Origin of the sequence: Isoptericola croceus, assembly GCF_029382255.1 — a bacterium.
In the GTDB taxonomy this organism is placed as follows: domain Bacteria; phylum Actinomycetota; class Actinomycetes; order Actinomycetales; family Cellulomonadaceae; genus Isoptericola; species Isoptericola croceus.
In genome coordinates, this window is the sequence record NZ_JARLLG010000001.1 from 258273 (window position 1) to 281225 (window position 22953).

Genomic DNA, 22953 nt, shown 5'->3' on the forward strand with positions numbered 1-22953 from the left:
TCAGCTGCGGTGCACGAGACGGGCTGCCGTGGCGACGGCACCGCGCACGTCGTCGTCGGAGGGGTAGAGCAGGGTGCGGCCGACGGTCAGGCCGCGGACGCCCGGGAGGGCGAGCGCCTTCTCCCACGAGGCGAACACGGCGTCCTGGTCCCCGGCGCGCTCGCCGCCGAGCAGCAACGTCGGGAGCGTCGTGGCAGCCATGACGCGCTCCATGTCATCGACCACCGGCAGCTTGAGCCACGTGTAGGCCGAGCTGGTGCCGAGGCCCGAGGCGATGCTCATCGCGCGGATCGCGGCGTCGGGCGTGAGGTCGTTGACCGCCGTGCCGTCACGCCACGCGGTCATGAACGGCTCGATCATGATCGGCACACCGGCGGCGTGCGCCTCCGAGACGGCCCGCGCGTGCGCCTCGATGGTGGCGAGCGAGCCCGGGTCGTCGAGGTTGATGCGCAGGAGCGTCTTGGCGAAGTCGAGGCGGTCGCGCACGATCCCGGCGATGTCGTAGCCGGTGAAGCGGTCGTCCATCTCGAAGCTGGCGTCCCGCAGGCCCCCGCGGTTCATCGACCCCACGACGATCTTGTCGTCGAGGAGGCCCAGGAGTGCTAGGTCGTCGATCACGTCCGCCGTGGCGAGCACGCCGTCGACGCCCGGCATCGAGAGTGCGACCGCGAGCCGGTCGAGCATGTCGTCCCGGTCCGCCATCGCCATCGCGTCGTGACCGACGCCGAGCGAGCCGCGCGCCGGGTGGTCGGCCGCGACGATGAAGAGCCGGCCGTCGCCGCGCAGCAGCGGCCGGCGGCGCCGGGCCGCGTGTGCCGCGGCGATCGCGGCGGGCTGCTCGGCACGGGTCGTGCGCAGCCTCTCGCGCTCACCGGCGGTGATGGTGCGGACGGTGTGGTCAGTCATGAGCACCTGCCTTGATCGCCGCGTCGACCTCCGCCGGGGTGGGCATCGCCGTCGCGCACTCGCGCCGGGACGCGACGATCGCGCCCGCGGCGTTCGCGTACCTGATGATTCGTCCGAGGCCCCAGCCGGCGAGGAGCCCGTGGCACAGGGCGCCGCCGAAGCCGTCGCCGGCGCCGAGGCCGTTGACGACCGTCACGGGCAGTGGCGGCACCTCGACGGTCTCCTCCCTGGTCATGGCGAGGGTCCCGCGCGGTCCCTGCTTGACGATCGCGAGATCCAGCCCGCGGTCCAGCAGCGCCTCGGCCGCGCGCCGGGGCTCCGTCTCGCCGACCGCGACCTGGCACTCGTCCCGGTTGCCGACCGCGACGGTCACGTGGTCGAGCGCCTTGGCCACCTCGCGGTGCGCGTCTTCGGGCGAGGACCAGAACATCGGCCGGTAGTCGAGGTCGAGGACGGTGTGCCGCCGTCGAGCACGGACCTGCCAGGCCGCGGCGTGGGCCTCGCGGCTCGGCTCGACCGACAGGCCGGTGACCGTCGCCCAGAAGATGCCCGCGTCGGCAATCGCTCCGGTCGGGAGCTCGTCGGGCGTGATGGTGAGGTCCGGTGCGACGGGCTGCCGGTAGAAGTAGAGCGGGAAGTCGTCGGGCGGGAAGATCTCGCAGAACGTGATCGGCGTCGGGTGCTCGGAGTCGACGCCCACGAAGTCGGGGCGTACGCCGAGGCGCTCGACCTCGCGGCGGACGAAGCGGCCGAACGGGTCGTCGCCCGTTTTGGTGATCACGGCCGTGCGGCGTCCGTGCCGGGCGGCCGCGACCGCGACGTTGGTCGCACTGCCGCCGAGGTACTTGCCGAAGGTCTCGACGTCCTCGAGGCCTACGCCTTCCTGCAGGGGGTACAGGTCGACGCCGACGCGGCCCATGGTGATGACCTCGAGCGGCTGCTCGGTGGCTGTCGTCATGGCTCTCCGATCGTGGTGACGCTGGTCCGGGTCACGCGGCGTAGAAGTCGGGTCGGTCGATCCGGCTGACCTCGATGCGCCGGCCGGTCGCCTGCGCCTCGAGCGCCGCCTCGCAGACGACGGCGGCCAGATAACCGTCCCAGGCGGTGGGACCGTCGACCGCGCCGCGGCGCGCCGCGTCGACCCAGTGCTGGACCTCGACGTCGTACGCGGCCTCGAAGCGTGTGGTGTACGTGGTGTGCTCGGCGGTGATCATCCGGCCGTCGCGCCACTGCGTGATCCCGGCGGTGCGGCCGATCGTGGCGAGCGCGGACTCGAAGACCGCGTCGGTGGTCACCTGGTAGCCGAAGCCGCAGTTGACGTTGATCTCGACGTCGGCGAGCACGCCCGAGGCCGTCTCGAGCAGGACGAGCTGCGGCTCGTGCAGTCCTTCCGGTGCGCGTGAGTTCCGTCGCGGCCGCTTGACCTCGACGGCGGCGATCGGCTCGCCCGCGAGCCACGCGACCGTGTCGATCTCGTGCACCACCGAGTCGGTGATGAGCATCGACTCGACGTAACCGGGCGGGGTCGAGACGTTCCGGTGCGCGCAGTGCAGCGCGAGGAGCGCCCCCGCGTCTCCGGACTCGACGAGCTCGCGCAGCTGACGGTGCTCGGCGTCGTATCGGCGCATGAAGCCGACCTGGATGAGCGGCCGCCCGGCACGCTGCTCGGCCTCCATGACGCGCAGCGCCCCCGGGGAGTCGGGCGTGAGCGGCTTCTCGCAGAGCGTCGGGACCCCCGCCTCGAGGCAGGGCAGCAGCGTCGCCTCGTGGAACGGCCCCGGGTTGGCCACCAGGACGGCGTCGACGTCGTCGTGCGCGAGCGCGTCCTCGATCGTCGCGCGCTGCCGTGCGCCCGGTGCGGTCGTGAGAGCGGCGGCCGCACGACCGTCGTCGGGTTCGACGACGGCGACGACGCGGGCGCCGCTCACCTTGTGCGTGAGCCGCTCGATGTGGTCGCCACCCATGATGCCGGCGCCCACGACGGCGACGCGGAGGTCCTCGTCCTGCATCGGTCCTCCTCTCAGATCCAGCGCCGCAGCGCGTCGCGGTTGGTGCGGGAGTCGCGTTCCAGGCGTGCCGGGTCGTCGCCCGGCTGGGGGTAGACGTCCTGTTCGACGACGAGCCACCCGTCGTACCCGGAGGCGATCACCGCGTCCATCACGGCGGCGACGTCGAGGTCGCCCTCACCGAAGGGCACGAACGTGCCGCCGGACCAGACGTCGATCATCCCGCCCTTGCGCGCCACGATCTCCCGCAGCGCATCCACCCTGACGTCCTTGAGGTGGAGGTGGTTGATCCGGCTCGACCACCGCTTCCAGCCGTCGAGGGGTTCGCCGCCGCCGATGAGCAGGTGGCCCGTGTCGAAGGTGAGGTCGACATCGGTGCGGTCGAGGAACGTGTCGATCTCGTCGGGTGTCTCGACGAACGTGCACGCGTGGTGGTGGAACGTGGGCTCGAGCCCGCGGCTGCGCACCCGCTCGGCCGCGATGCCGACGTTGCGGGCCAGTCGGGCCCAGCCGTCCGCGTCGAGCGTGTGCCCGGCGCCTCCGCCGGGGTTCGCCTTGCGCGTCGCGTCGCCCGAGTCGGCCAGGGTCGGGAGCGGCAGCTTGGACGGGCCTGCCTCGACCGCGTCGGTGAAGACGTCGAGCGCGTCGTCGAGCGTCGGCAGGGCGGCCGCGAAGGCGTCGTCGTCGGTGAAGGGGAGGTCGACCCAGCCTCCGGCCAGCTCGAGGCCGTGGGAGCCGAGGCGCTCGCGCAGCTCGTGGCCGCGCCCGAGGAAGCCGACCGGGCCCATGTCCACCCCGGCGTACCCGGTGCGTTCGAGGACGTCGACGACCTCGTCAGCCGTCGGGAGCCGGAGCTCGTCACTGTCGGGTGTCAGCTCGAAGACGCCGAAACTCACGGGCGCGCCCGCCACGATGATCGCCATTGCTCCTCGTCACTCCTTCGTCGACGGTCGGTGCGTTGTCAGTATGTATGGACAAAGTTCCGGAGGCAACCCTGCGCCCGGATCCGCGCGCCCGGTCCTGCCGGCCGCCGCGCCAGGGCCCTGGCAGGCGTCGCGCAGGGGTGCTGTCAGGCCGCGGCGCGGTCGATCGCGAGCTCGATGCCGTCGAGCAGGCGGTCGAGGGTGGCGTCGAAGGACGCGTGCCCCGCGTCGAAGCCGCCCGCCTCCCAGACGCGGGTCATCGTGGGGTAGCGCTCCGCGTCGAAGTAGGTGGTCCAGAACGTCGACATCGAGTCCCAGTAGTCGTCGTTGCTCAGTCCTGACTCCGAGCCCTCGGACTGCTCGGCGACGGTGGCGCGTGCCACCCCGCGCACGTACGTGTCGACGAGCCCGATGACCTCGACCACCTGGGTGGCCGGCAGGCCGGCGGCGACGAGGATGCGCAGCCCGGCCTCCTCGGCGTCGAGCACGTGCGGCGCCAGGGGGAGGCGCCACATGTTGGTCTGCAGGATCCACGGGTGGCGCAGGTAGAGGCCGCGGTGCTCGTGGGCGTAGCGGGTCATGGCGGTGCGCCACGGCTGCTCGGCGCGGGGCAGGTCGAGCTCGGCGAAGGCGCGGTCGACCATGAGGTCGACGAGCTCGGTGCGGCCGGGCACGTAGGTGTAGAGCGTCATCGCGCCGACGCCGAGGTGCGCGGCGACCTTGCGCATGGACAGTCCGTCCAGCCCGGCCTCGTGGACGACGGCGGTCCCGGCGTCTACGACCTCGTCGAGGGTGAGGCGCGCCTTGCGCCCTCGGCCGGAGGGCTGCGGCGGGTCCCACAGCAGGGCGAGACGGCGCTCGGCGTCGGTGGGGGCGGGCGTCGGCTGGCTGTTCGTCATGGGTCCTCTGTCAGGGGTTCCTCGTCATTCTCGTACAGTGTATGCTCAACTTGCTCCACCATTCCGGTACAACGTACGAGAGGTGGGTCGAGATGATCCGAGCGAGAGGTCTGACGAAGACCTTCACGCGGGGCAAGGACACGGTCGAGGCGGTCAAGGGCGTCGACGTCGACGTGGCCGAGGGCGAGCTCGTCGCCTTCCTCGGGCCCAACGGGGCCGGCAAGTCCACCACCCTGCGGATGCTCACGTCGCTGCTGGAGCCCACCGCCGGCACGGCGACCGTGGCCGGGTACGACGTCGGCACCCACCCCGCGCAGGTGCGCGCCCGGCTGGGCTTCATCGGCCAGGGCAACGGTGGCGGCTTCAGCTACCAGGTGCGCGACGAGCTGCACAACCAGGGCCGGTTCTACGGCCTGGCCCCGGCCGAGTACAAGCGCCGCGCGCGCGACCTCATGGAGGTGCTCGAGCTGGGCGGGCTCGAGAAGCGCACCGTCCAGTCGCTCTCCGGGGGTCAGCGGCGCCGCCTCGACGTCGCGCTCGGCCTGATGAACCACCCGCCGCTGCTCTTCCTCGACGAGCCGAGCACCGGGCTCGACCCGCACTCGCGCGCCAACCTGTGGGAGCACATCACCGCGATGCGCGAGCGGTACGGCATGACCATCGTGCTCACCACGCACTACCTCGACGAGGCGGACGACATGGCCGAGCGGGTCGTGGTCATCGACCACGGCGAGATCATCGCCGACGCCCGGCCCGACGAGCTCAAGCGCGAGCACGCGGACGACGTCCTCACGCTCACCGTGCGCGGTGGCTCGCCGGACGTCGTGCGCACGGCGCTCGCCGCCGTCGTCGGACCGGAGGCGCCGCACCCCGGGGTCCTCACGGTGGCCGACGGCGGCACCGCGGACGGTCAGGACGGCCTGCGGGTGCGCGTGGCCACCTCGCACGGGGCCGACCGCCTGCCCGAGGCCATCGAGGCCCTGCGGCTCACGGGCCTGACCACGACGTCGGCGACCGCGAGGCAGGCCAGCCTCGACGACGTCTTCCTCAACCTGACCGGCCGGAGCCTGCGAGAGGAGGCGGCAGCATGAGCGCGAGGAGCCCCCGCGAAGGAGCGCCGAGGAACGAGGTGCCTCCGGAGCGAGGCACCGCAGCGGTCATGCAGGAAGGAAGCAGCATGAACGCGCACAGCATGAGCGCACAGACCCAGGCGACCGGGGCCGTCACGTACGACGAGACCCGCATCGTGGACCGGACCGGGCCGGGCAAGTTCGTGGCGGACACCCGCGCGGTGTTCGTGCGCGAGATCCTGCTGATGCTGCGCGACCCGTTCACGCTCATCTTCTCGTTGCTGCAGCCCCTGGTGTTCCTCGGGCTGTTCGCCCCGCTGCTCACCGGGACCTTCAGCGGTGCCGGGATGTCCACGGCGGACACGCTGCAGTGGTTCGTCCCGGGTGTGATCGTCATGATCTCGCTGTTCGGTACCTCGATGACCGGCTCGAACCTGCTGTACGAGCTGATGACGGGGTCCTACGAGCGGGTGCTCGCCACCCCGCTCGACCGCTCGGCGATCCTGGTGGGCCGTGCGCTCAAGGAGTTCGCGCCGCTGGTGGTCCAGGGGCTGCTCATCGCGGTGCTGTGCGTGCCGTTCGGGTTCCGGTTCAACCCGTTGCACGCCGTCCTCGCGCTGCTGCTGCTCGGGATCTTCGGTGTCGGCGTCGGGGCGCTGTCGTACGCGCTGGGGCTGGCGGCCAAGAACCGCGAGTGGCTGTTCTGGGGAGTGCAGCAGGCGCTGATCTTCCCGCTGCTCATCCTGTCGGGCATGATGCTGCCGCTCGAGGCGGGGCCGGGCTGGATGCAGGTCGCGGCGCGCTTCAACCCGCTGACGTACATCGTGGACGCGGAGCGCGCGCTGTTCGCCGGGGCGGTCACCGACCCCGTGGTGCTGTGGGGTGTGATCGCCGCCGCGGTGACGTGCGCGGGCGGCCTGCTCGTGGGCATCCGCACCACCCGCCACGCCACCTGACCCCTCGCCCGACGGCGTTCCTTGTCCGCCTGGTCTTCCCTTGGTTCGCGTCGGCGCCTATAGTTGGCATGCCAACGAATGGCGACGACGCCACCAGGAGGAGCGACCATGCAGCAGATGGACGGCACCGCGGACACACCGGAGCTCGAGCAGCTCTACCAGGACTTCGACACCCACCACCTGGCCCCGTTGTGGACCCAGCGCGACGACCTCATGCCCTTCACGCCGTCGCCGAAGGCGGTGCCGCACGTGTGGGAGTGGTCCACGCTGTTCGGCCTGGCCGAGCGGTCGGGCGAGCTCGTGCCCGTGGGGCGCGGAGGCGAGCGGCGGGCGATCGGCCTGGCCAACCCCGGGCTGCCCGGCACGGCCTACGCGACGCCGACCCTGTGGTGCGCGATCCAGTACCTCGGCGGGTTCGAGACCGCGCCCGAGCACCGGCACAGCCAGAACGCCTTCCGGTTCGTCGTCGAGGGCGAGGGCGTCTGGACGGTCGTGAACGGTGACCCCGTGGCGATGCGTCGCGGCGACCTCCTGCTCACCCCCGGCTGGAACTTCCACGGACACCACAACGACACCGACCAGCCCATGGCGTGGATCGACGGCCTCGACGTGCCGTTCTCGCACTACGCCGACGTCGGCTTCTTCGAGTTCGGCTCCGAGCGCGTCACCGACGAGGCGTCCCCGGACGTCTCCCGCTCCGAGCGCCTGTGGGCCCACCCGGGTCTGCGCCCGCTCAGCGGCCTCGAGGACACCACGAGCTCGCCGCTCGCCGCCTACCGCTGGGAGCACACCGACCGCGCGCTGCGTGAGCAGCTCGCCCTCGAGGACGCCGGCCACCCGGCGACCGTCGGGCAGGGCCACGCCGCCATCCGCTACGTCAACCCGACCACCGGCGGCGACGTCATGCCGACGCTGCGCTGCGAGTTCCACCGGCTCCGCGCCGGCGCGTCCACGCCCGTCAGGCATGAGGTCGGGTCCTCGGTGTGGCAGGTGTTCGAGGGTGAGGGAACCGTCGTCCTCGGCGGGACCGAGCACCGGCTGCACACCGGCGATCTGTTCGCCGTGCCGAGCTGGGTCCCGTGGTCGCTGCACGCCGACAGCCAGTTCGACCTGTTCCGGTTCAACGACGGCCCGATCATCGACCGGCTGCAGTTCACGCGCACCTACATCCCCGGCCAGCGGAACGAGGACCTCGCATGAGGCTCGGGACGCTCCGGCGCGGTACGCAGACCGTCGCCGTCCGGGTCGACGAGGGGGCCGCGGTCGAGATCGCCGGCCACGCCGACGTCGGTCACCTGCTCCAGGACCCGCGGTGGGCCTCGATCGCGCGTGATGCGGCCGGCCCCGCGCACGACCTCGCCGACCTCGCCCCGCAGGCATGGGCGCCGCCGGTGCTCCGGCCGTCCAAGATCGTCTGCGTCGGGCTCAACTACCGCAACCACATCAAGGAGATGGGCCGCGAGCTGCCCGAGCACCCCACGCTCTTCGCCAAGTTTCCCGAGGCGCTGATCGGCCCCTACGACCCCGTCGTGCTGCCGGCGCACGCCGCGGACGCCGTCGACTGGGAGGGCGAGGTCGCCGTCGTCGTGGGCCGGACCGCGCGCCGGCTCACCGTCGAGGAGGCCGAGGCCGCCATCGCCGGCTACGCCGTGATCAACGACGTGACGATGCGCGACTTCCAGTACCGCTCCCCGCAGTGGCTGCAGGGCAAGACGTTCGAGGCGACGACGCCGTTCGGCCCCTGGCTGACGACCCTCGACGCCGTCCACCCGGGCGGCGAGCTGGTGACGGAGGTCGACGGCGAACCGGTGCAGCGCACACCGATCGACGACATGGTGTTCGGCCCGGCCGCGCTCGTGGCCTACATCTCGGCGATCGTGACCCTCCACCCCGGCGACGTCATCGCCACCGGGACGCCCGGCGGCGTCGGTCACGCCCGCAAGCCCCCGCGCTACCTCGCGCCCGGGCAGACGCTGGTCACCTCGGTGGGCGGGCTCGGCACCCTGCGCAACGACGTCGTCAAGGAGGGCTGAGCGATGCCCGCCCGCACCGACCGGGCCACCGACCCGGACCTCCTCGCCGGCCTGCTGCTCGCCCGCCGGGGCCAGGCCTACTTCTCCCGCAAGCTCAGCGAGCTGCCGAACGCCCGGCTCGACGCGCCCTCGCTGGTGCCCGGCTGGACGCGGCGGCACGTCGTCGCGCACGTGGGCCTCAACGCGCGTGCGCTCACCCGGCTCACCGAGTGGGCGGGCACGGGCGTCGAGACGCCGATGTACGCCTCGCCCGATCAGCGCGACCAGGAGATCGAGTTCGCCGCGACGCTCCCCGCCCGGGCGCTCCGCAACCTCTCCGCCCACGCCGCGGTACACCTCGACGTGGAGTGGCGGGACCTGCCCGGGGAGGCGTGGCGCGCCCCGGTTCGCACGGCGCTCGGGCGCGTCGTGCCCGCGTCCGAGACCGTCTGGATGCGGACCCGGGAGGTGTGGGTGCACGCCGTCGACCTCGACAACGGCGGCTCCTTCGCCGACTTCCCGGCCGAGCTGATCGACGCCCTGCTCGCCGACGTGATCGGTGCCTGGCACCGCCGCCTGGGCTCGGCCGGCCTGCCCCCGTGGGTGCTCGAGCCCGTCGACCGCGAGCATGCGGTGCCGGTCGGGTTGCCGGTCGCCGGGCCCAGGACGGCGCCGGACGGTGCGACCGGAACCGTGACGCTGCGCGGGACCGCGGCGGCACTCACGCGGTGGGCGACCGGCCGGGGGAGCGCCGGGGTGCTCGCCTCCGGGGTGGGTGAGGTACCGCCGCCCCCGCGCTGGCTGTGATGATCGGTCCATGACTCAGCCCAGCGAAGCGGCCGCCACCCGGGCCGGCGAGGCCGGCGAGCGGCACTCCCTGTACCTGCCCGAGCACGTGGGCTTCCTCATCCGGCGTGCTCAGCAGGTGCACCTGGCCGTGTGGGCCGAGGAGGCCGGGCCTGGGCTGAGCAACGTCCAGTTCGGCGTGCTGAACGTCCTGCACCGGACGGGCGGCGCCAGCCAGCGCGAGCTGTGCGACGCGCTCGACCTCGACCGTTCGACCGTCGCCGGCCTCGTCGCCCGGCTGGAGGCCCGGGGCCTGGTCGAGCGGGCGCGCACCTCCGCGGACCGCCGCCGCAACCTCGTCCGGCTCACCGGGGCCGGCACCGCCGAGCTGCGCCGGTTCGTCCCGCACGCCGCAGCGGTGGACGCCTCGCTCACCGCCGGCCTCACCGAGGAGGAGAAGGTCACGCTGCGGCAGCTCCTCACCCGGATCCTCGACGCGCACGGCCACCACGCGAGCGACGACGCCTGATCGCTCAGGCGGGCAGCCCCGCCCGGTCGCCGCGCTTGGCGCGCTGGATCTGCTCGTGCACGTGCGTGCGCAGCTCGGTGAACTGCGGCAGGGCGCGGGTGGAGATCTGGTCGCGCTCGGCAGGCAGGTCGACGGACAGGTCCTCCTGGACCACGGTCGGCGAGCTCGACAGCACCAGGACGCGCTCGCCCAGGTACACCGACTCGTCGATGTCGTGGGTGACGAAGAGGACGGTGACCCCCAGGTCCTGCCACACGCGCCGGACCAGGTCCTCCAGGTCGGCGCGCGTCTGGGCGTCCACCGCCGCGAACGGCTCGTCCATGACGAGCACCTCGGGCTCGTAGGCGATGGCCCGCGCGATCGCGACCCGCTGCTGCATGCCCCCGGAGAGCTGCCACGGGAACGCCGTGAGGGCATGGCCGAGCCCGACCTCCTCGAGCGCCGCCCGGACGGTGTCGTCCCGTTCGCCGCGCGGCACCCCCCTGGCCTTGAGCGGAAGGCCCACGTTGTCCTGCACGCTGAGCCACGGGTACAGGCTGCGCCCGTACTCCTGGAAGACGACGGCCATCTTCTTCGGCGGTGCGAGCACGGTCTGGCCGTCGAGCGCGACCGAACCGGCCGTCGGTGCGAGCAGACCGGACAGGCACTTGAGCAGCGTCGTCTTGCCGCAGCCCGAGGGGCCGACGATGCAGACCAGCTCACCGGCTCGGACGTCGAAGCTGATCGAGCGGATCGCCTCGACCTCACCGGAGCCCACCGCGTAGGTCTTGCCGAGGTCCCGGACGGAGAGCAAGGCGCCGCTCCGGGTCTCGGACGGCTTCTCGTGCGTGGTGTCAGCCACGTGCCACCTCTCTCATACCGTGGTACCAGTGCAGGACTCGCCGTTCGGCGAACCCGTAGAGCGTCGCCACCGCGACGCCGACGAGCCCGAGCAGCACGATGCCGCTCCACATCTGGGCGATCATGAAGCTGCGTTGGAAGTAGACGATCCGGTAGCCGAGCCCCGAGGACGAGGCGAACATCTCCGAGATCACCATGAGGATCAGGCCGATCGACAGGCACAGGCGGATGCCGGCCATGATCTGCGGGCTCGCGGCGGGCAGGACCACGGAGCGCAGCGACAGCAGACCGCGCACGCGGTAGGAGCGGGACGTCTCGGTGAGCACCGTGTCGACGCCGCGCACCCCCTCGACCGTGTTGAGCAGCACGGGCCACACACAGCCCGAGACGATGACGGCGATCCGCATCGAGTCGCCGACGCCGAGCATCAGCATGAGCACCGGCACCAGCACGACGGGCGGGACCGCACGGAAGAACTCGAGCATCGGCTCGAGCAGGTCCCGCAGCCACCGGGTCGTGCCGATCGCGGTGCCGGCGACGACGCCGATGACGATCGACAGCAGCACGCCGATCGCGAACCGGCCGAGGCTCGGCAGCACGTCGGTCGTCAGTGCCGGGCCGAACCAGGTGGCGGCGAAGGTGCTCGCGATCGTCGTCGGCGACGGGAAGTAGAGGGAGGCCGACCGGTCCGTGGCCAGGACCCAGGCCAGCAGGGCGAGCGCGGGGAGGCCGGCCGCGTAGCCGACGGCGCGCAGCGTTCCGGCGAGCGACGGGCGCCGGGTCCGGGGGGTCCGCGTCGGGGTCTGGGTCACAGGGCCGCCTCCCTGCGCACCGAGGGGTGCCAGTGCAGCAGGCGGCGCTCGGCCGCGCGGGCCGCGAGATTGACGAGGATGCCGAGCCCGCCCGTGACCAGCACCAGCGCGTACAGGCCCGGCGCGTCCGGGGCGGACCGGTAGAGCTCGATCTGCCGCCCGAGACCCGGGTTGCCGATCACCAGCTCGGCCGTGATGGTCAGGACCAGCGCGATCGAGGCCGCGAGGCGGACGCCCGTGATCACGTAGGGCAGCGCCGTCGGCAGCACGAGGTGGCGCAGCCGGTGGAGCCGGCCGAGCCCGTAGCTGCGGGCGGTGTCCCGGGCGACCGGGTCGACGTCGGCGACGCCGTGCAGCACCTGGACGAACACCTGCCAGAACGGCGCGTACACGACCACCATGAGCGCGGCCTCCCGGGACAGCCCCGCGACGAGCACCGCGAGCGGGATGATCGCCACCGAGGGGATCGGCCGCAGGAACTCCACGCTGCTGTGCGTGGCCCGCTCGAGGAACGGCACGAGCCCGACGACGGTCCCCAGCGCGACGGCGGCGACGACGGCGATCGCCAGCCCCGCCGACCACGTGATCACGGTGTCGGCGAGGATGGCCCAGAAGCCCGGCGTGGTGAGCTCGCGGCCGAGGCGCAGCAGGGTGGTCGAGGCGGTCGGCAGGTACGTCCGGCTGACCGTGCCCGAGAGGGCGACGAGCTCCCACGTGAGCAGGAACCCGAGGATGCCCACCACGCCGAGCACGCGCTGTCTGCGTCCCGCCGCCGCTGCGGCGACGGACGTCATCAGTCGACGAGGATCATGTCGACGTCAGGGGCGGTCTGGAAGTAGCCGTGCTCGACCCCCAGGTCGGCCAGCGCCTGGATGACGCCCTGGTCGACGGTCGTCGTGAAGTGCGGCAGCGGCAGGTTGGCCGCGGCCTCCTCGGGCAGGGAGAGGTTGTCGACGAGCGACTGGCGGACGGCGTCGTCGTTGTCCTCCGCCCAGACGAACGCGTCGGCCAGCCCTTCGCGGACGGAGGCGACCAGCTCCGGGTCCTGCTCCACCGTCTGGGTGGTCGCCTGGACCACGAGGGTAGGCAGCCCGGGGATGACGGCCTGGTACGGGTAGACGACGCTGGAGCCGCCGGCCCCGACGATCATCGAGACGAAGGGCTCAGGGACCCACGCGGCATCGATGTTCCCGGCCTCGAGCTGGGCCGCGGCGTCGGGGAAGCCGACCTCGACGAACTCGATGGCGTCGGGATCCCCGCCGTCCTGCTCGACGGCGGCGCGGATCGTGAGGTCTCCCGCCGCGCCGAGGGAGTTGACCGCGACCTTCGCGCCCGCGAGGTCGGCCGGGCGGGTGAGGTCTGTCCCCGCCCCCGCGACGACGGCGTTGATGTCGTCGCCCTCGGCGTAGCTCTCCGCGTAGCCGGCGATGATCGCGACGGTCAGCCCCTGCTCGGTCGCCCGCAGGACGCCGAACGGCTGCCCGATCGTCAGGTCGACCTCACCGTTGATCAGGGCGGGCATGGCCTGCGCGCCGCCCTGGATCGGCTGGACGGTCACGTCGAGCCCGTGCTCGGCAAAGACGCCGGCCTCGACGGCTGCCCACAGCGGCGCCGTCTCACTGATGCTCAGTGCCCCGATCGTCACCGCCCGGGTACCGTCCGCTGCGGGATCGCCGGCCTCGGCGGGATCGGCGTCGTCAGCAGTGCAGGCGGCCAGGCCGAGGGCCAGCAGCGCGGCACCGGCGGCCAGGATGCGGGGACGTCGTCGGCTCATGAGTTCCTCAATTCGTCGTTGAATCGTGAGGCTGTCGAGATGCATGACACTTGCATCTACAGAGTGCAGCCCGTATGTCATGCATGTCAACGCCCCGGGCGTTCGTGCTCGTTCTGGAATACTCCGGGGCATGTCAGCACCTCCGGACAGCGGGGAGCACGCCGCGGTGGGACGCGCGTCGCGTCGCCCCGAGCAGCTGCTCCTCGCGTTCCTCGGGGAGTTCGTGCTCGACGCCGGCGTCGGGTACATCCCCTCGGCCGTGCTCATCGGGCTGCTCGCCGAGCTCGGCGTCGGCGACGCCGCGACGCGCGCCACGCTCGCCCGCATGGCCCGCCGCGACCTGCTCGCGAAGGTCCGCGCCGGCCGGGAGGTCGCGTACGGCCTCACCCCGGCCAGCGAGTCCGTGCTCCGTGAGGCGCGCCGCCGCGTGCTCGCGGACGAGCCCTTCGCTCCCGTCGGCACCGGCTGGACCCTCGTGACGTTCTCCGTGCCGGAAAGTCGGCGGGACACGCGCCACCGGGTGCGGGCGACCCTCACCTGGTCGGGCTTCGGCCTGCTGCGTGACGGGCTGTGGATCGCCCCCGGCGAGGTCGACCTGGCGTCCGCGCTCCGCCCGCTGGACGGCGACCTCGCCGGCGTCGAGCTGTCCGCGTTCCGCGCGTACGAGATCGAGGGCTTCTCGGCGACGCGGGCGGTCCGCTCGGCCTGGCGGCTGGAGGATATCCGCGCGCACCATCTCGAGTTCCTCGGCGCGTGGGCCGACGTCGAGGGCTCAGCCAACCCGCTGCGGGACATGACGGCACTGGGTGCCGACTGGCTCGCGCTGCTGCGCGCCGACCCGAGGCTTCCCGCCGGGCATCTCTCGGACGACTGGCCCTCCGGCCGCTCCGCGGCCACGTTCCGGCGCCTGCGCGAGATGTTCGTCGGTGCAGCGCGAGCCGATCTCGAGGGGTTCCTGGGCCGGTCGGACGCGCCGTCGAAGGCTTGACATTCGATCTTCTCATGACGGGCGTCACGAAAGTGCTTGACGTTGTGGGGTGCGGTGAGGCACGATCGAATCCTCACCGACGGTCGGTGGCCTGACAGGGCGTCGACCACGGATCCGCCCACAAGGATGTGAGCAGTGGAACAGCCGACCCCGAGCAACCATCTGAGCCGAGCGAACTACGCGACCATCTGGGAGTCCGTGGCACGCGCGGTGCCCGACCGCCCCGCCGTCCACGCCGACGGCCGCACGATGACCTACCGCGACCTGGACGACGCCGCGGCCCGGGTCGCCGGCACCCTGCGCGCGCGGGGCCTCGGGGCCGGGTCGCGCATCGCGATCTTCATGTACAACCGCGTCGAGTACCTGATCACCGTGTACGCGGCGTACAAGATCGGCGCGATCCCGGTCAACATCAACTTCCGCTACCAGGGACGCGAGCTCGCCGACCTGCTGCGCGCCTCCCGTGCCGAGGGCCTCGTCCACCCGACGAGCCTCGGGCGGCACGTGCGCGACGCCGCCGCGCACGTGCCGCTGCCGGACCTCGTGCTCGCCGTGCCCGACGACGACGGCCCCACCGAGCCCGGCCGGCCGTTCGCCACCGCCCTCGACGCCGAGCCGCTCGGCCCGCAACCGTTGTCCCCGGACCACCAGATCTTCATGTTCACCGGCGGCACGACGGGCACCCCCAAGGCCGTCGTGTGGACGCACGGGAACCTGTTCGACAGCCAGCTGTTCTCGATCTACGGCTCGCTGCCCGTCGACGTCCCCACCGACCTCGACGACGTGGCGCGCATCGCCGCGCGCACGGACCTCCCGCCGACCATCACCCTGCCGCTCACCCCGCTCATGCACGCGATGGCGCTGTTCAACACGATGAACACGCTCGTCCTCGGCGGGTGCGTCGTCTTCCTGCCGTCGGCCGGCTACGACGCCCTGTCCGCCGCCCGAACCATCCACGAGCGGCGCGTGACCCGGCTGATCGTCGCGGGCAACGCCGTCGTCGGCCCGCTCGTCGAGGTGCTCGACTCACCCGAGGGTGAGGGGCTCGACGTGTCGAGCCTGACCGCCGTGCTCAGCTCGGGCATGGCGTGGTCCGACGAGCTCAAGCTGCGGCTCATCACCCACGCGCCTCGGGCGACGCTCGTCGACATCTTCGGCTCGAGCGAGGGCGGCCCGTTCGCCTACGGCGTGGTCCGCGGACCGCAGGACATCCCGTGCCGTCCGCGGCTCGCCCCCGGCACCGTCGTGTTCGACGCCGAGATGCGCGAGGTCCAGGACGTCCCGGGCGCCACCGGCGTGCTGGCGTACAGAGGTCAGATGCCGCTCGGCTACGACGGGGACCCGGAGCGGACCGCGGAGGCGTATCCCGTGATCGACGGCGTCCGGTACGTGATGCCTGGCGACCATGTCCGCGTCCTCGGGGACGGCCTCGTCGAGCTGCTCGGCCGTGGCGCGGCGGTCGTCAACACGGGCGGTGAGAAGGTCTTCACCGGCGAGGTCGAGGCCGTCCTGGTCGCGATCCCTGACGTGACCGACGCCGTCGTCTTCGGCTCGCCCGACCCCCGGTGGGGAGAGGTCGTCACCGCCTACGTGGTCACGGTCCCCGGCTCGTCGCTCACCGCGGAGCAGATCCAGGAGGAGGTCGGACGGCAGCTCGCCGGTTACAAGAAGCCGCGCAAGGTCTTCTTCGTCGACGCCCTCGACCGCAGCCCGAGCGGAAAGCTCAACCTGCGCGCCCTGCGCGCCCAGGTCCCCGAACGAGAGGCAGGTCAGCACGCATGAGATTCCGCGACGCGCACATCCCCTTCGGCCTGAGCTGGACGTCACCGTTCGCCAAGTGGCAGGGGCCCCTGGCGGAGGTGAACAGTCTCGACCTGGCCGTGGACGTCACCGGCCGGGCGCTGGAGGAACGCGGTCTGCCGCCCGAGGAGATCACCGAGTGGACGCTCGGCTGCACCGTGCCCCAGCAGTACGGGTTCTACGGCGTGACCCTCGTGTCCCGGCGCCTGGGCGCGGGCCAGTACGGCGGGCCGTGGCTCTCGCGGGCGTGCGCCACGTCGGCGGTGGTCGTCGAGCACCTGGCCACCCAGGTCGAGCTCGGCGCGCACCGCACGACGATCGGCGTGATCACCGACCGGACCAGCAACGGCCCGCTGATGCTCTACTCCAGCCAGCGCAGCACCGGCGGCGCGCCGCTGGCCGAGCACTGGGTGCTCGACCCGATGAAGCTCGACCCGACCACCGGCCAGAGCATGAACGACACCGCGGAGAACACCGCCGTCGACGGCGGCTACACGCGCGAGCAGGTCGACGAGGTGGCGCTGATGCGCTACGAGCAGTACGTGACCGCGCTCGCCGACGACCGCGCCGTCCAGCGGCAGTACATGGTGCCCGTGCGCATCCCGCGCAAGAAGGGTGAGGACTGGCTCGAGGAGGACCACGGCGTCTTCCCCACCACCGCCGAGGGGCTCACCAAGCTGTCGCCCGTCAAGCCCGGGGGAGTGGTCACCTACGGGGCGCAGACCCACCCGGCCGACGGCTGCGCCGGGGTCGTCGTCGCGACCGGCGACCGGGCCCGCGAGATCGCGCAGGACGGCGTCACCGCGCAGATCCTGGCCACCGGGTTCGGCCGCGCCGAGCCCGCGTACATGCCCAAGGCCCCCGTCGAGGCCGCCCGCGTGGCACTGGCGGACGCCGGGATCGAGATGTCCGACGTCGACGTCGTCACCACGCACAACCCGTTCGCGGTGAACGATCTCTGGCTCTCCGACCAGATGGGCTACCCGCTCGAACGGATGAACCCGTACGGGTCCTCGCTCGTCTACGGCCACCCGCAGGGCCCGACCGGCGCCCGGGCGATCACCGAGCTCGTCCACGCCCTGCACGCGCGGGGCGGCGGCACCGGCCTGTTCACGGGGTGCGCGGCGGGTGACTCCGCCGGGGCCGTCGTGGTCCGGGTCGACGGATAGCCGCCCCCACCCGTACCCATCTCACCGATCCACCCACCTCGATTGCGAGCGAGCCGATGACATCAGTCCCGATCACGCCCACAGCGCCCACGACCGTGGCGCTGGCCGACCTGCCCCAGCACGTGGGGACCACGTTCGGCCCGTCCGCCTGGCGCACCATCACCCAGGAGGAGGTCAACGACTTCGCCGACCTCACCGGCGACCACAACCCGATCCACCTCGACCCCGAGGTCGCCGCGCAGACGCCCTTCGGCGGGACCATCGTGCACGGCTACCTCACGCTGAGCCTCGTCGTCCCGCTCATGGCGGAGATCCTCGAGGTCACGGGCGTGACGACCGGCATCAACTACGGCCTCGACCGCCTGCGCTTCCCGGCCCCGGTCCGGGTCGGGGCGCGGATCCGGGTGCTGTCCACGCTGCGCGAGGTCACCGAGGCGCCCGGCGGGTACCAGGCGGTCTTCGAGAACACCTTCGAGGTGGAGGACCAGGCCAAGCCCGGCGCCGTCGCCCTGATGATCGTGAGGTACTACGGATGAGCGAGCAGAGCATGAGCGAGCAGATCGACCTGACCGGGAAGGTCGCCATCGTCACCGGCAGCGGGCAGGGCCTCGGCCTGGCCTACGCGAAGGCGCTCGCGGCGGCCGGGGCGAGCGTCGTCGTCAACGACGTCGACGGCGACGCCGCCGAGCGCGCCGTGCGGGAGATCACCGACGCGGGGGGCGTCGCCGCAGCCGTGGTCGCCCCGGTGGGTCCGACGAGCACCGCCGACCTGCTCGTGCGGACCGCCGTCGACGTCTTCGGGCGCCTCGACATCCTCGTGGCCAACGCCGGCGTGATCCGCGACCGCGTGCTGTGGAAGATGGAGGACGCCGACTTCGACCTCGTCGTCGACACGCACCTGCGCGGGACGTTCACCACGGTGCGCGCGGCGGCGGTCCGCATGCGCGACCAGGCAGAAGGCGGCCGGATCGTCGTGGTCGGGTCGCCCGCCGGGCAGCACGGCAACTTCGGCCAGACGAGCTACGCGGCGGCCAAGGCCGGCATCATCGCGATGGCCCGCACGTGGTCGCTGGAACTGGCGCGCGCGGGGGTGACCGTGAACGCGGTGATCCCGACGGCGATCACGGCGATGACCGCGACCATCCCCGTCTACAAGGAGGTCGCCGAGGCGTACCAGCGCGGCGAGCCCCTGCCGCGCGTCGTCCGCCAGGAGCACGCGCTCGGTGGCCCGGAGGACGTGGCGCCGCTGATCGTGTGGCTCGCCTCCGACAGCAGCGCCGACGTCACCGGGCAGGCGATCGGCGTCGGCGGCGACAAGCTCTCGCTGTACTCGTACTCCGAGGAGCTCGCCGTCACCTTCCGGGAGGGCGGCTGGTCGGCCGAGGCGATCGCCGAGGCGTGGCCGTCTACCTTCGCCCCGTCCGGGCAGACGAGCGGCATCACGCTGCCCCCGCTGGAGGACCGTGTCGGCGCATCGTGAGTCGGTGCGTGTCGAGTTCGTCGACACCGATGCCGGAGGTCGCATCCATCACACGGCGGCCCTGCGGTGGGCCGAGCGGGCGGAGCACCAGCTGCTCCGCTCGCTCGGCTGGTCCGAGCTCACGCGGTTCCCGCGCCGCCGGCTGGAAGCGGACTTCCGCGCTCCGCTGCGGTTCGGTGACGAGGTCGTCGTCGAGATCGCGGCCTCGGCGGTCGGCCGCACGTCGATCACCTACGGCTGGCGGGTGCTGCGGGACGGCGTGAGCTGCGTCGAGGGCTCGACCACGTGCGTCCACGTGGACGACGACGGCCTCCCGCGCGCGGTGCCGGAAGAGCTGCGGGCAGCGCTCGACGGAGGCCCGCTCACCTAGGTGTGGCCGGTCAAGGTGCTGGGAGCACCCGCCAGTGGTGCATCGCGGGGAGCGAGGTCCCGAGCCTGTCGCCCGGGACCTCGCCTGGCGAGCCTTGGACCGCACGAACCTGCAGGTCAATCAGCAGGCCAGCCCGCAACCACCCAACGACGAGCGGTCACGTCATACCGTCTAGCGCTGCAGGGTCAGCAGACCCGGCCGATAGGGCAGCGTGCCGTACTCCCCGCCGTCAGTGCTGGGGTCGCGCCCCTGGTAGAGGAACTGCAGGTTGCAGGGGTCGATGGTCTTGGTCTGGTCGGGGTTGGTGCGCACCACATCGCCGTGGCTGATGCCCTTGGTCCAGGTCGCGCCGCTGTTGACCTTGCCGGCGAAGGGGTTGGTCACAGTGTCGGCCTGCGGGGTCCATTCGCCGTCGAGGCTGGTGGCCGTGAACGAGCGGAAGTAGCGACCATACTCGGTGTAGTTCTGGGCCTCGACGATCATGAGGTACTGGTTCTGACCCTGGACCTTGTAGACCTCCACCCCTTCGAACAGGTTGACCGGCGTGTCGCTCATGACCTGCGCGAACGACGAACCGAAGCTGCCCGGGAAGTTCCCGATGGGCATGCTGGCCCGGTAGATGCCGCCTTCGTCGTCGGCGAAGAACATGTACATGTTCGTCTCGTCACCGATGAGGGTCACGTCGAGGGGGCCCCCCTTCGGGGTGCTGCCCGTGAACAGCTCCTGCTGCGCGGACCAGCCGTTGGGGTTGGTGGGGTCGCTCGAGGTGCGGTAGGAGAACTTGTATGGCCACCCCCCGTTGTAGGCGAGCACCCAGATGTCCTTCGGGGCGAAGTAGATAAGCGTCGGCGCGATAGCGTCGAAGGGCATCGTGTGCTGGGTGGCGGTGGCCATGTCGGACCAGTTCGTGAAGGGGCTGAAGGACATCAATCCCCAGTTGCCGTCGGGATAGGGCAACGCGTCGTGCGTCGTGGCATAGACGACCTTCTGGCCGTTGTGGACGACGGCGGTGAAGTCCTTGAGCGATGCCCACCCCGCCTTCGGTTCCGCCAGGGGGCCGGTCGATGTCCAGTTGTACGTCGACGGGAGAGTGCAGGCGCCGCTGCCGCCGTCGACCTGGACGAGCTGCCACTGCTGGTTGCTGCCGCCCCAGTCGCTGTACTGCACGACGTTGGCGCCGTCGTTGGTCGCGGCGCTCTGGACCTCGACCGCCTTGTTGCTGTTGCGGTTGATCAGGCGGACGTGGCCGCTGTCAGAGTCTTCGAGGCGGAACTGCTGGTTGGTGCCGCCGTGGTCGGTCCACTGGTGGATGGCGGCACCGTCGGCTGTCGACCAGCTGGACACGTCGAGCATCTTGCCCGAGTGCCGCGCCTTGATCTGGTAGTAGCCGTCGCCGGCGTCCACGAACTGGAACTGCTGGTTCTCAGCGTTCGTGCGGGTCCACTGGTGGAGCTGGGCTCCGTCGGCGGTGGACACGCCGCTGACGTCCAGGGCCTTGCCGCTGTTGCGGTTCAGCAGCAGGTACCAGGCGGTGGGGTCGACGGTGGCGGCTGCAGCCGGGCCGGTGACCGCGACGGCGCCGGCGCTGGCCATCAGCGCCGCCACGCCAGCGGCGACGACCCGCGTCAACCATCGACGTCGCCGCGTCGGCGGCGCGATCGATCGGGAACGAGAAAGGGCAGACATGATCCTCCTTGACCAAGAGCCGGACGGTTCACCCGAAGATGGTGAACCGCGAAGTGGTGGAACTGTTCGACGAAGACAGATCCGACTTCCGCAACGCAACCGCGTGATCCGGGCGGGCTCGGCCTTGCACCGAGCCCGCCCGCTACATCCCCACGCGATCCTGATTGCAGCAACCTGTGACATCGCTCAGCCGATTCGACATGAGCTGTTGCCGCCGAACGTCAGGAACACCGGACCTGCGTCACGCCACTAGCGCTGCAGGGTCAGCACACCCGGCCGGTAGGGCAGGATGCCGTAGTCCATTCCGTCAGAGCTGGGGTCGCGCCCCTGGTAGAGGAACTCCAGGTTGCAGGGGTCGATGGTCTTGGTCTGGTCGGGGTTGGTGCGCACCAGATCGCCGTGGCTGATGTCGTCGGTCCAGGTGACACCAGTGTTGGCCTTGCCGGCGAACGGGTTGCTCTCGGTGTCGGCCTGCGGGGTCCATTCGCCGTCGAGGCTGGTGGCCGTGAACGAGCGGAAGTAGCGACCGTTGTCCCCCATGGCCTCGACGATCATGAGGTACTGGTTCTGGCCCTGGACCTTGTAGACCTCGACCGCCTCGAACAGATTCTCCTTCGTGTCGCTCATGATCTTGGTGTAGTTCGAGCCAAAGCTGCCCGGGAAGTCCCCGATGGGCATGCTGGCCCGGTAGATGTTGCCGTTGTCATCGGCGAAGAACAGGTACATGTTCGTGTCGTCAGCGATGAGGGTCTGGTCGATGGGAGCCCCGTCGGCAGGAGTTCCATCGGGATTGGGGGGAAGGGTCCCGGTGAACAGTTCCTGGTGCGGGCCCCAGCTGTTGGGGTCGCTGGGGTTGCTCGAGGTGCGGTAGGAGAAGGTGTACGGCCAGCCCCACTGGTAGGCGAGCACCCAGGTGTCCGTCGGGGCGAAATAGAGAAGCGTCGGCGCAACGGGATTGAAGCTTGTCACCGGGTTCTGGCTTGCCGCGGCCATGTCGGACCAGTTCGTGAAGGGGCTGAAGGCCAGCGCGCCCCACTTGCCTTCGGGGCCTGCTACATCGTCGTGTGTCGTCCCGTAGACGAGGTACTGGCCGTTGTGGCGGACGGCGGTGAAGTCCTTGAGTGCGACGGATCCGTTCTGCGGTTGTGCCAGGGGGCCGGTCGATGTCCAGTTGTACGTCGACGGGAGAGTGCAGGCGCCGCTGCCGCCGTCGACCTGGACGAGCTGCCACTGCTGGTTGCTGCCGCCCCAGTCGCTGTACTGCACGACGTTGGCGCCGTCGTTGGTCGCGGCGCTCTGGACCTCGACCGCCTTGTTGCTGTTGCGGTTGATCAGGCGGACGTGGCCGCTGTCAGAGTCTTCGAGGCGGAACTGCTGGTTGGTGCCGCCGTGGTCGGTCCACTGGTGGATGGCGGCACCGTCGGCTGTCGACCAGCTGGACACGTCGAGCATCTTGCCCGAGTGCCGCGCCTTGATCTGGTAGTAGCCGTCGCCGGCGTCCACGAACTGGAACTGCTGGTTCTCAGCGTTCGTGCGGGTCCACTGGTGGAGCTGGGCTCCGTCGGCGGTGGACACGCCGCTGACGTCCAGGGCCTTGCCGCTGTTGCGGTTCAGCAGCAGGTACCAGGCGGTGGGGTCGACGGTGGCGGCTGCAGCCGGGCCGGTGACCGCGACGGCGCCGGCGCTGGCCATCAGCGCCGCCACGCCAGCGGCAATCAGCCGCGTCAACCACCGACGTCGCCGCGTCGGCGGCGCGATCGATCGGGAACGAGAAAGGGCAGACATGATCCTCCTTGATCACGAGCGGACGGTGCACCCGACGAGGCGCACCGCGAAGCAGCCAGGAGACTGCGGGCAGAGTGTTAGCGCTAACAAGCCACGTCAAGCTTGGCCCTGTCGATCCAGCTCCGACAAGGCGGAATTCCCGATGTCAGGTGTTATCGGTTG

At 71.4% G+C, this 22953-nt stretch carries 23 protein-coding genes; 12 read left to right on the plus strand and 11 right to left on the minus strand.

Annotation, left to right across the window (positions count from 1 at the left end; translation table 11 throughout):
- The 5 genes from PZC42_RS01170 to PZC42_RS01190 form a co-directional block, all read right to left on the minus strand.
- Entirely contained in the window at positions 1-906 is a 906-nt protein-coding gene (locus PZC42_RS01170) for a class I fructose-bisphosphate aldolase (protein WP_277207541.1), read from the minus strand.
- Complete coding sequence (gene iolC / locus PZC42_RS01175; protein ID WP_277207544.1) at positions 899-1864, minus strand: 5-dehydro-2-deoxygluconokinase; 966 nt, start codon at positions 1862-1864, stop codon at positions 899-901. Before iolC ends, PZC42_RS01170 begins: the two co-directional genes overlap by 8 nt.
- A 31-nt stretch (positions 1865-1895) precedes the next feature.
- Complete coding sequence (locus PZC42_RS01180; RefSeq protein ID WP_277207546.1) at positions 1896-2915, minus strand: Gfo/Idh/MocA family protein; 1020 nt, start codon at positions 2913-2915, stop codon at positions 1896-1898.
- 11 nt (positions 2916-2926) lie between these two features.
- Positions 2927-3835 carry a sugar phosphate isomerase/epimerase family protein gene (locus tag PZC42_RS01185; protein WP_277207547.1) on the minus strand — a complete coding sequence of 303 codons (909 nt, stop codon included), beginning with the start codon at positions 3833-3835 and terminating at the stop codon, positions 2927-2929.
- Positions 3836-3981: 146 nt separating this feature from the next.
- Positions 3982-4734, minus strand: coding sequence for a TetR/AcrR family transcriptional regulator (locus tag PZC42_RS01190; protein ID WP_277207549.1), 753 nt, complete (start codon positions 4732-4734; stop codon positions 3982-3984).
- 92 nt (positions 4735-4826) lie between these two features.
- On the opposite strand from PZC42_RS01190, the gene PZC42_RS01195 reads away from it, so the two are divergent.
- The 6 genes from PZC42_RS01195 to PZC42_RS01220 all read left to right on the plus strand — a co-directional run bounded on the left by PZC42_RS01195 (position 4827) and on the right by PZC42_RS01220 (position 10087).
- Positions 4827-5825, plus strand: a complete 999-nt coding sequence (locus tag PZC42_RS01195) for an ABC transporter ATP-binding protein (protein ID WP_277207551.1) — start codon at positions 4827-4829, stop codon at positions 5823-5825.
- A 101-nt stretch (positions 5826-5926) separates the two neighbouring features.
- On the plus strand, positions 5927-6760 hold the full coding sequence (locus PZC42_RS01200; RefSeq protein ID WP_277207553.1) for an ABC transporter permease: 834 nt from the start codon (positions 5927-5929) through the stop codon (positions 6758-6760).
- A gap of 108 nt (positions 6761-6868) precedes the next feature.
- A complete protein-coding gene (locus PZC42_RS01205) occupies positions 6869-7960 on the plus strand; it encodes a cupin domain-containing protein (protein WP_277207556.1) in 1092 nt (363 codons plus the stop codon).
- Entirely contained in the window at positions 7957-8793 is an 837-nt protein-coding gene (locus PZC42_RS01210) for a fumarylacetoacetate hydrolase family protein (RefSeq protein WP_277207558.1), read from the plus strand. Before PZC42_RS01205 ends, PZC42_RS01210 begins: the two co-directional genes overlap by 4 nt.
- Positions 8794-8796: 3 nt before the next feature.
- Positions 8797-9579 carry a maleylpyruvate isomerase family mycothiol-dependent enzyme gene (locus PZC42_RS01215; RefSeq protein WP_277207560.1) on the plus strand — a complete coding sequence of 261 codons (783 nt, stop codon included), beginning with the start codon at positions 8797-8799 and terminating at the stop codon, positions 9577-9579.
- 10 nt (positions 9580-9589) lie between these two features.
- Positions 9590-10087: a MarR family winged helix-turn-helix transcriptional regulator gene (locus PZC42_RS01220; RefSeq protein ID WP_277207563.1), complete on the plus strand. Its 498-nt coding sequence runs from the start codon at positions 9590-9592 to the stop codon at positions 10085-10087.
- Between the two features lie 4 nt (positions 10088-10091).
- Here PZC42_RS01220 and PZC42_RS01225 read toward each other — a convergent pair whose 3' ends face one another.
- From PZC42_RS01225 to PZC42_RS01240, 4 genes are read right to left on the minus strand one after another with little or no spacing between them, the layout of a single operon-like run.
- Complete coding sequence (locus PZC42_RS01225; RefSeq protein ID WP_277207566.1) at positions 10092-10928, minus strand: ABC transporter ATP-binding protein; 837 nt, start codon at positions 10926-10928, stop codon at positions 10092-10094.
- The gene (locus PZC42_RS01230; RefSeq protein ID WP_277207567.1) at positions 10921-11739 is read right to left on the minus strand and encodes an ABC transporter permease; all 819 of its coding nucleotides are present in this window, start codon (positions 11737-11739) and stop codon (positions 10921-10923) included. Before PZC42_RS01230 ends, PZC42_RS01225 begins: the two co-directional genes overlap by 8 nt.
- Positions 11736-12533, minus strand: a complete 798-nt coding sequence (locus tag PZC42_RS01235) for an ABC transporter permease (protein ID WP_277207569.1) — start codon at positions 12531-12533, stop codon at positions 11736-11738. The genes PZC42_RS01230 and PZC42_RS01235 overlap by 4 nt, the downstream gene beginning before the upstream one ends.
- Complete coding sequence (locus PZC42_RS01240) at positions 12533-13513, minus strand: ABC transporter substrate-binding protein (protein WP_277207571.1); 981 nt, start codon at positions 13511-13513, stop codon at positions 12533-12535. Before PZC42_RS01240 ends, PZC42_RS01235 begins: the two co-directional genes overlap by 1 nt.
- A gap of 130 nt (positions 13514-13643) precedes the next feature.
- On the opposite strand from PZC42_RS01240, the gene PZC42_RS01245 reads away from it, so the two are divergent.
- The 6 genes from PZC42_RS01245 (at position 13644) to PZC42_RS01270 (ending at position 19320) form a co-directional block, all read left to right on the plus strand.
- Entirely contained in the window at positions 13644-14501 is an 858-nt protein-coding gene (locus PZC42_RS01245; RefSeq protein WP_277207572.1) for a PaaX family transcriptional regulator, read from the plus strand.
- A gap of 135 nt (positions 14502-14636) precedes the next feature.
- Entirely contained in the window at positions 14637-16283 is a 1647-nt protein-coding gene (locus tag PZC42_RS01250) for an AMP-binding protein (RefSeq protein ID WP_277207574.1), read from the plus strand.
- Positions 16280-17470, plus strand: a complete 1191-nt coding sequence (locus PZC42_RS01255; protein WP_277207576.1) for a thiolase family protein — start codon at positions 16280-16282, stop codon at positions 17468-17470. The genes PZC42_RS01250 and PZC42_RS01255 overlap by 4 nt, the downstream gene beginning before the upstream one ends.
- 56 nt (positions 17471-17526) lie before the next feature.
- A complete protein-coding gene (locus PZC42_RS01260; RefSeq protein ID WP_277207577.1) occupies positions 17527-18006 on the plus strand; it encodes a MaoC family dehydratase in 480 nt (159 codons plus the stop codon).
- Positions 18003-18950 (plus strand): SDR family oxidoreductase, encoded by a 948-nt coding sequence (locus PZC42_RS01265; RefSeq protein ID WP_306573457.1) that lies wholly within the window; start codon positions 18003-18005, stop codon positions 18948-18950. Before PZC42_RS01260 ends, PZC42_RS01265 begins: the two co-directional genes overlap by 4 nt.
- Positions 18951-18954: 4 nt before the next feature.
- Positions 18955-19320, plus strand: coding sequence for an acyl-CoA thioesterase (locus PZC42_RS01270; RefSeq protein WP_277207580.1), 366 nt, complete (start codon positions 18955-18957; stop codon positions 19318-19320).
- A 171-nt stretch (positions 19321-19491) separates the two neighbouring features.
- Here PZC42_RS01270 and PZC42_RS01275 read toward each other — a convergent pair whose 3' ends face one another.
- Complete coding sequence (locus PZC42_RS01275; RefSeq protein ID WP_277207583.1) at positions 19492-21006, minus strand: non-reducing end alpha-L-arabinofuranosidase family hydrolase; 1515 nt, start codon at positions 21004-21006, stop codon at positions 19492-19494.
- A 249-nt stretch (positions 21007-21255) separates the two neighbouring features.
- On the minus strand, positions 21256-22698 hold the full coding sequence (locus PZC42_RS01280; RefSeq protein WP_277207586.1) for a non-reducing end alpha-L-arabinofuranosidase family hydrolase: 1443 nt from the start codon (positions 22696-22698) through the stop codon (positions 21256-21258).
- Positions 22699-22953 lie beyond the last annotated feature (255 nt).

Excerpts from the sequence above, each read along its gene's own strand:
- PZC42_RS01245 (WP_277207572.1), top strand. The coding sequence starts at position 13,644 with ATGTCAGCACCTCCGGACAGCGGGGAGCACGCCGCGGTGGGACGCGCG.
- PZC42_RS01275 (WP_277207583.1), bottom strand. The coding sequence starts at position 21,006 with ATGTCTGCCCTTTCTCGTTCCCGATCGATCGCGCCGCCGACGCGGCGA.
- PZC42_RS01220 (WP_277207563.1), top strand. The coding sequence starts at position 9,590 with ATGACTCAGCCCAGCGAAGCGGCCGCCACCCGGGCCGGCGAGGCCGGC.
- PZC42_RS01195 (WP_277207551.1), top strand. The coding sequence starts at position 4,827 with ATGATCCGAGCGAGAGGTCTGACGAAGACCTTCACGCGGGGCAAGGAC.
- PZC42_RS01255 (WP_277207576.1), top strand. The coding sequence starts at position 16,280 with ATGAGATTCCGCGACGCGCACATCCCCTTCGGCCTGAGCTGGACGTCA.
- PZC42_RS01280 (WP_277207586.1), bottom strand. The coding sequence starts at position 22,698 with ATGGCCAGCGCCGGCGCCGTCGCGGTCACCGGCCCGGCTGCAGCCGCC.
- PZC42_RS01205 (WP_277207556.1), top strand. The coding sequence starts at position 6,869 with ATGCAGCAGATGGACGGCACCGCGGACACACCGGAGCTCGAGCAGCTC.
- PZC42_RS01260 (WP_277207577.1), top strand. The coding sequence starts at position 17,527 with ATGACATCAGTCCCGATCACGCCCACAGCGCCCACGACCGTGGCGCTG.
- PZC42_RS01235 (WP_277207569.1), bottom strand. The coding sequence starts at position 12,533 with ATGACGTCCGTCGCCGCAGCGGCGGCGGGACGCAGACAGCGCGTGCTC.
- PZC42_RS01215 (WP_277207560.1), top strand. The coding sequence starts at position 8,797 with ATGCCCGCCCGCACCGACCGGGCCACCGACCCGGACCTCCTCGCCGGC.
- PZC42_RS01190 (WP_277207549.1), bottom strand. The coding sequence starts at position 4,734 with ATGACGAACAGCCAGCCGACGCCCGCCCCCACCGACGCCGAGCGCCGT.
- PZC42_RS01180 (WP_277207546.1), bottom strand. The coding sequence starts at position 2,915 with ATGCAGGACGAGGACCTCCGCGTCGCCGTCGTGGGCGCCGGCATCATG.
- PZC42_RS01210 (WP_277207558.1), top strand. The coding sequence starts at position 7,957 with ATGAGGCTCGGGACGCTCCGGCGCGGTACGCAGACCGTCGCCGTCCGG.
- PZC42_RS01265 (WP_306573457.1), top strand. The coding sequence starts at position 18,003 with ATGAGCGAGCAGAGCATGAGCGAGCAGATCGACCTGACCGGGAAGGTC.
- PZC42_RS01185 (WP_277207547.1), bottom strand. The coding sequence starts at position 3,835 with ATGGCGATCATCGTGGCGGGCGCGCCCGTGAGTTTCGGCGTCTTCGAG.
- PZC42_RS01200 (WP_277207553.1), top strand. The coding sequence starts at position 5,927 with ATGAGCGCACAGACCCAGGCGACCGGGGCCGTCACGTACGACGAGACC.
- PZC42_RS01170 (WP_277207541.1), bottom strand. The coding sequence starts at position 906 with ATGACTGACCACACCGTCCGCACCATCACCGCCGGTGAGCGCGAGAGG.
- iolC (WP_277207544.1), bottom strand. The coding sequence starts at position 1,864 with ATGACGACAGCCACCGAGCAGCCGCTCGAGGTCATCACCATGGGCCGC.
- PZC42_RS01240 (WP_277207571.1), bottom strand. The coding sequence starts at position 13,513 with ATGAGCCGACGACGTCCCCGCATCCTGGCCGCCGGTGCCGCGCTGCTG.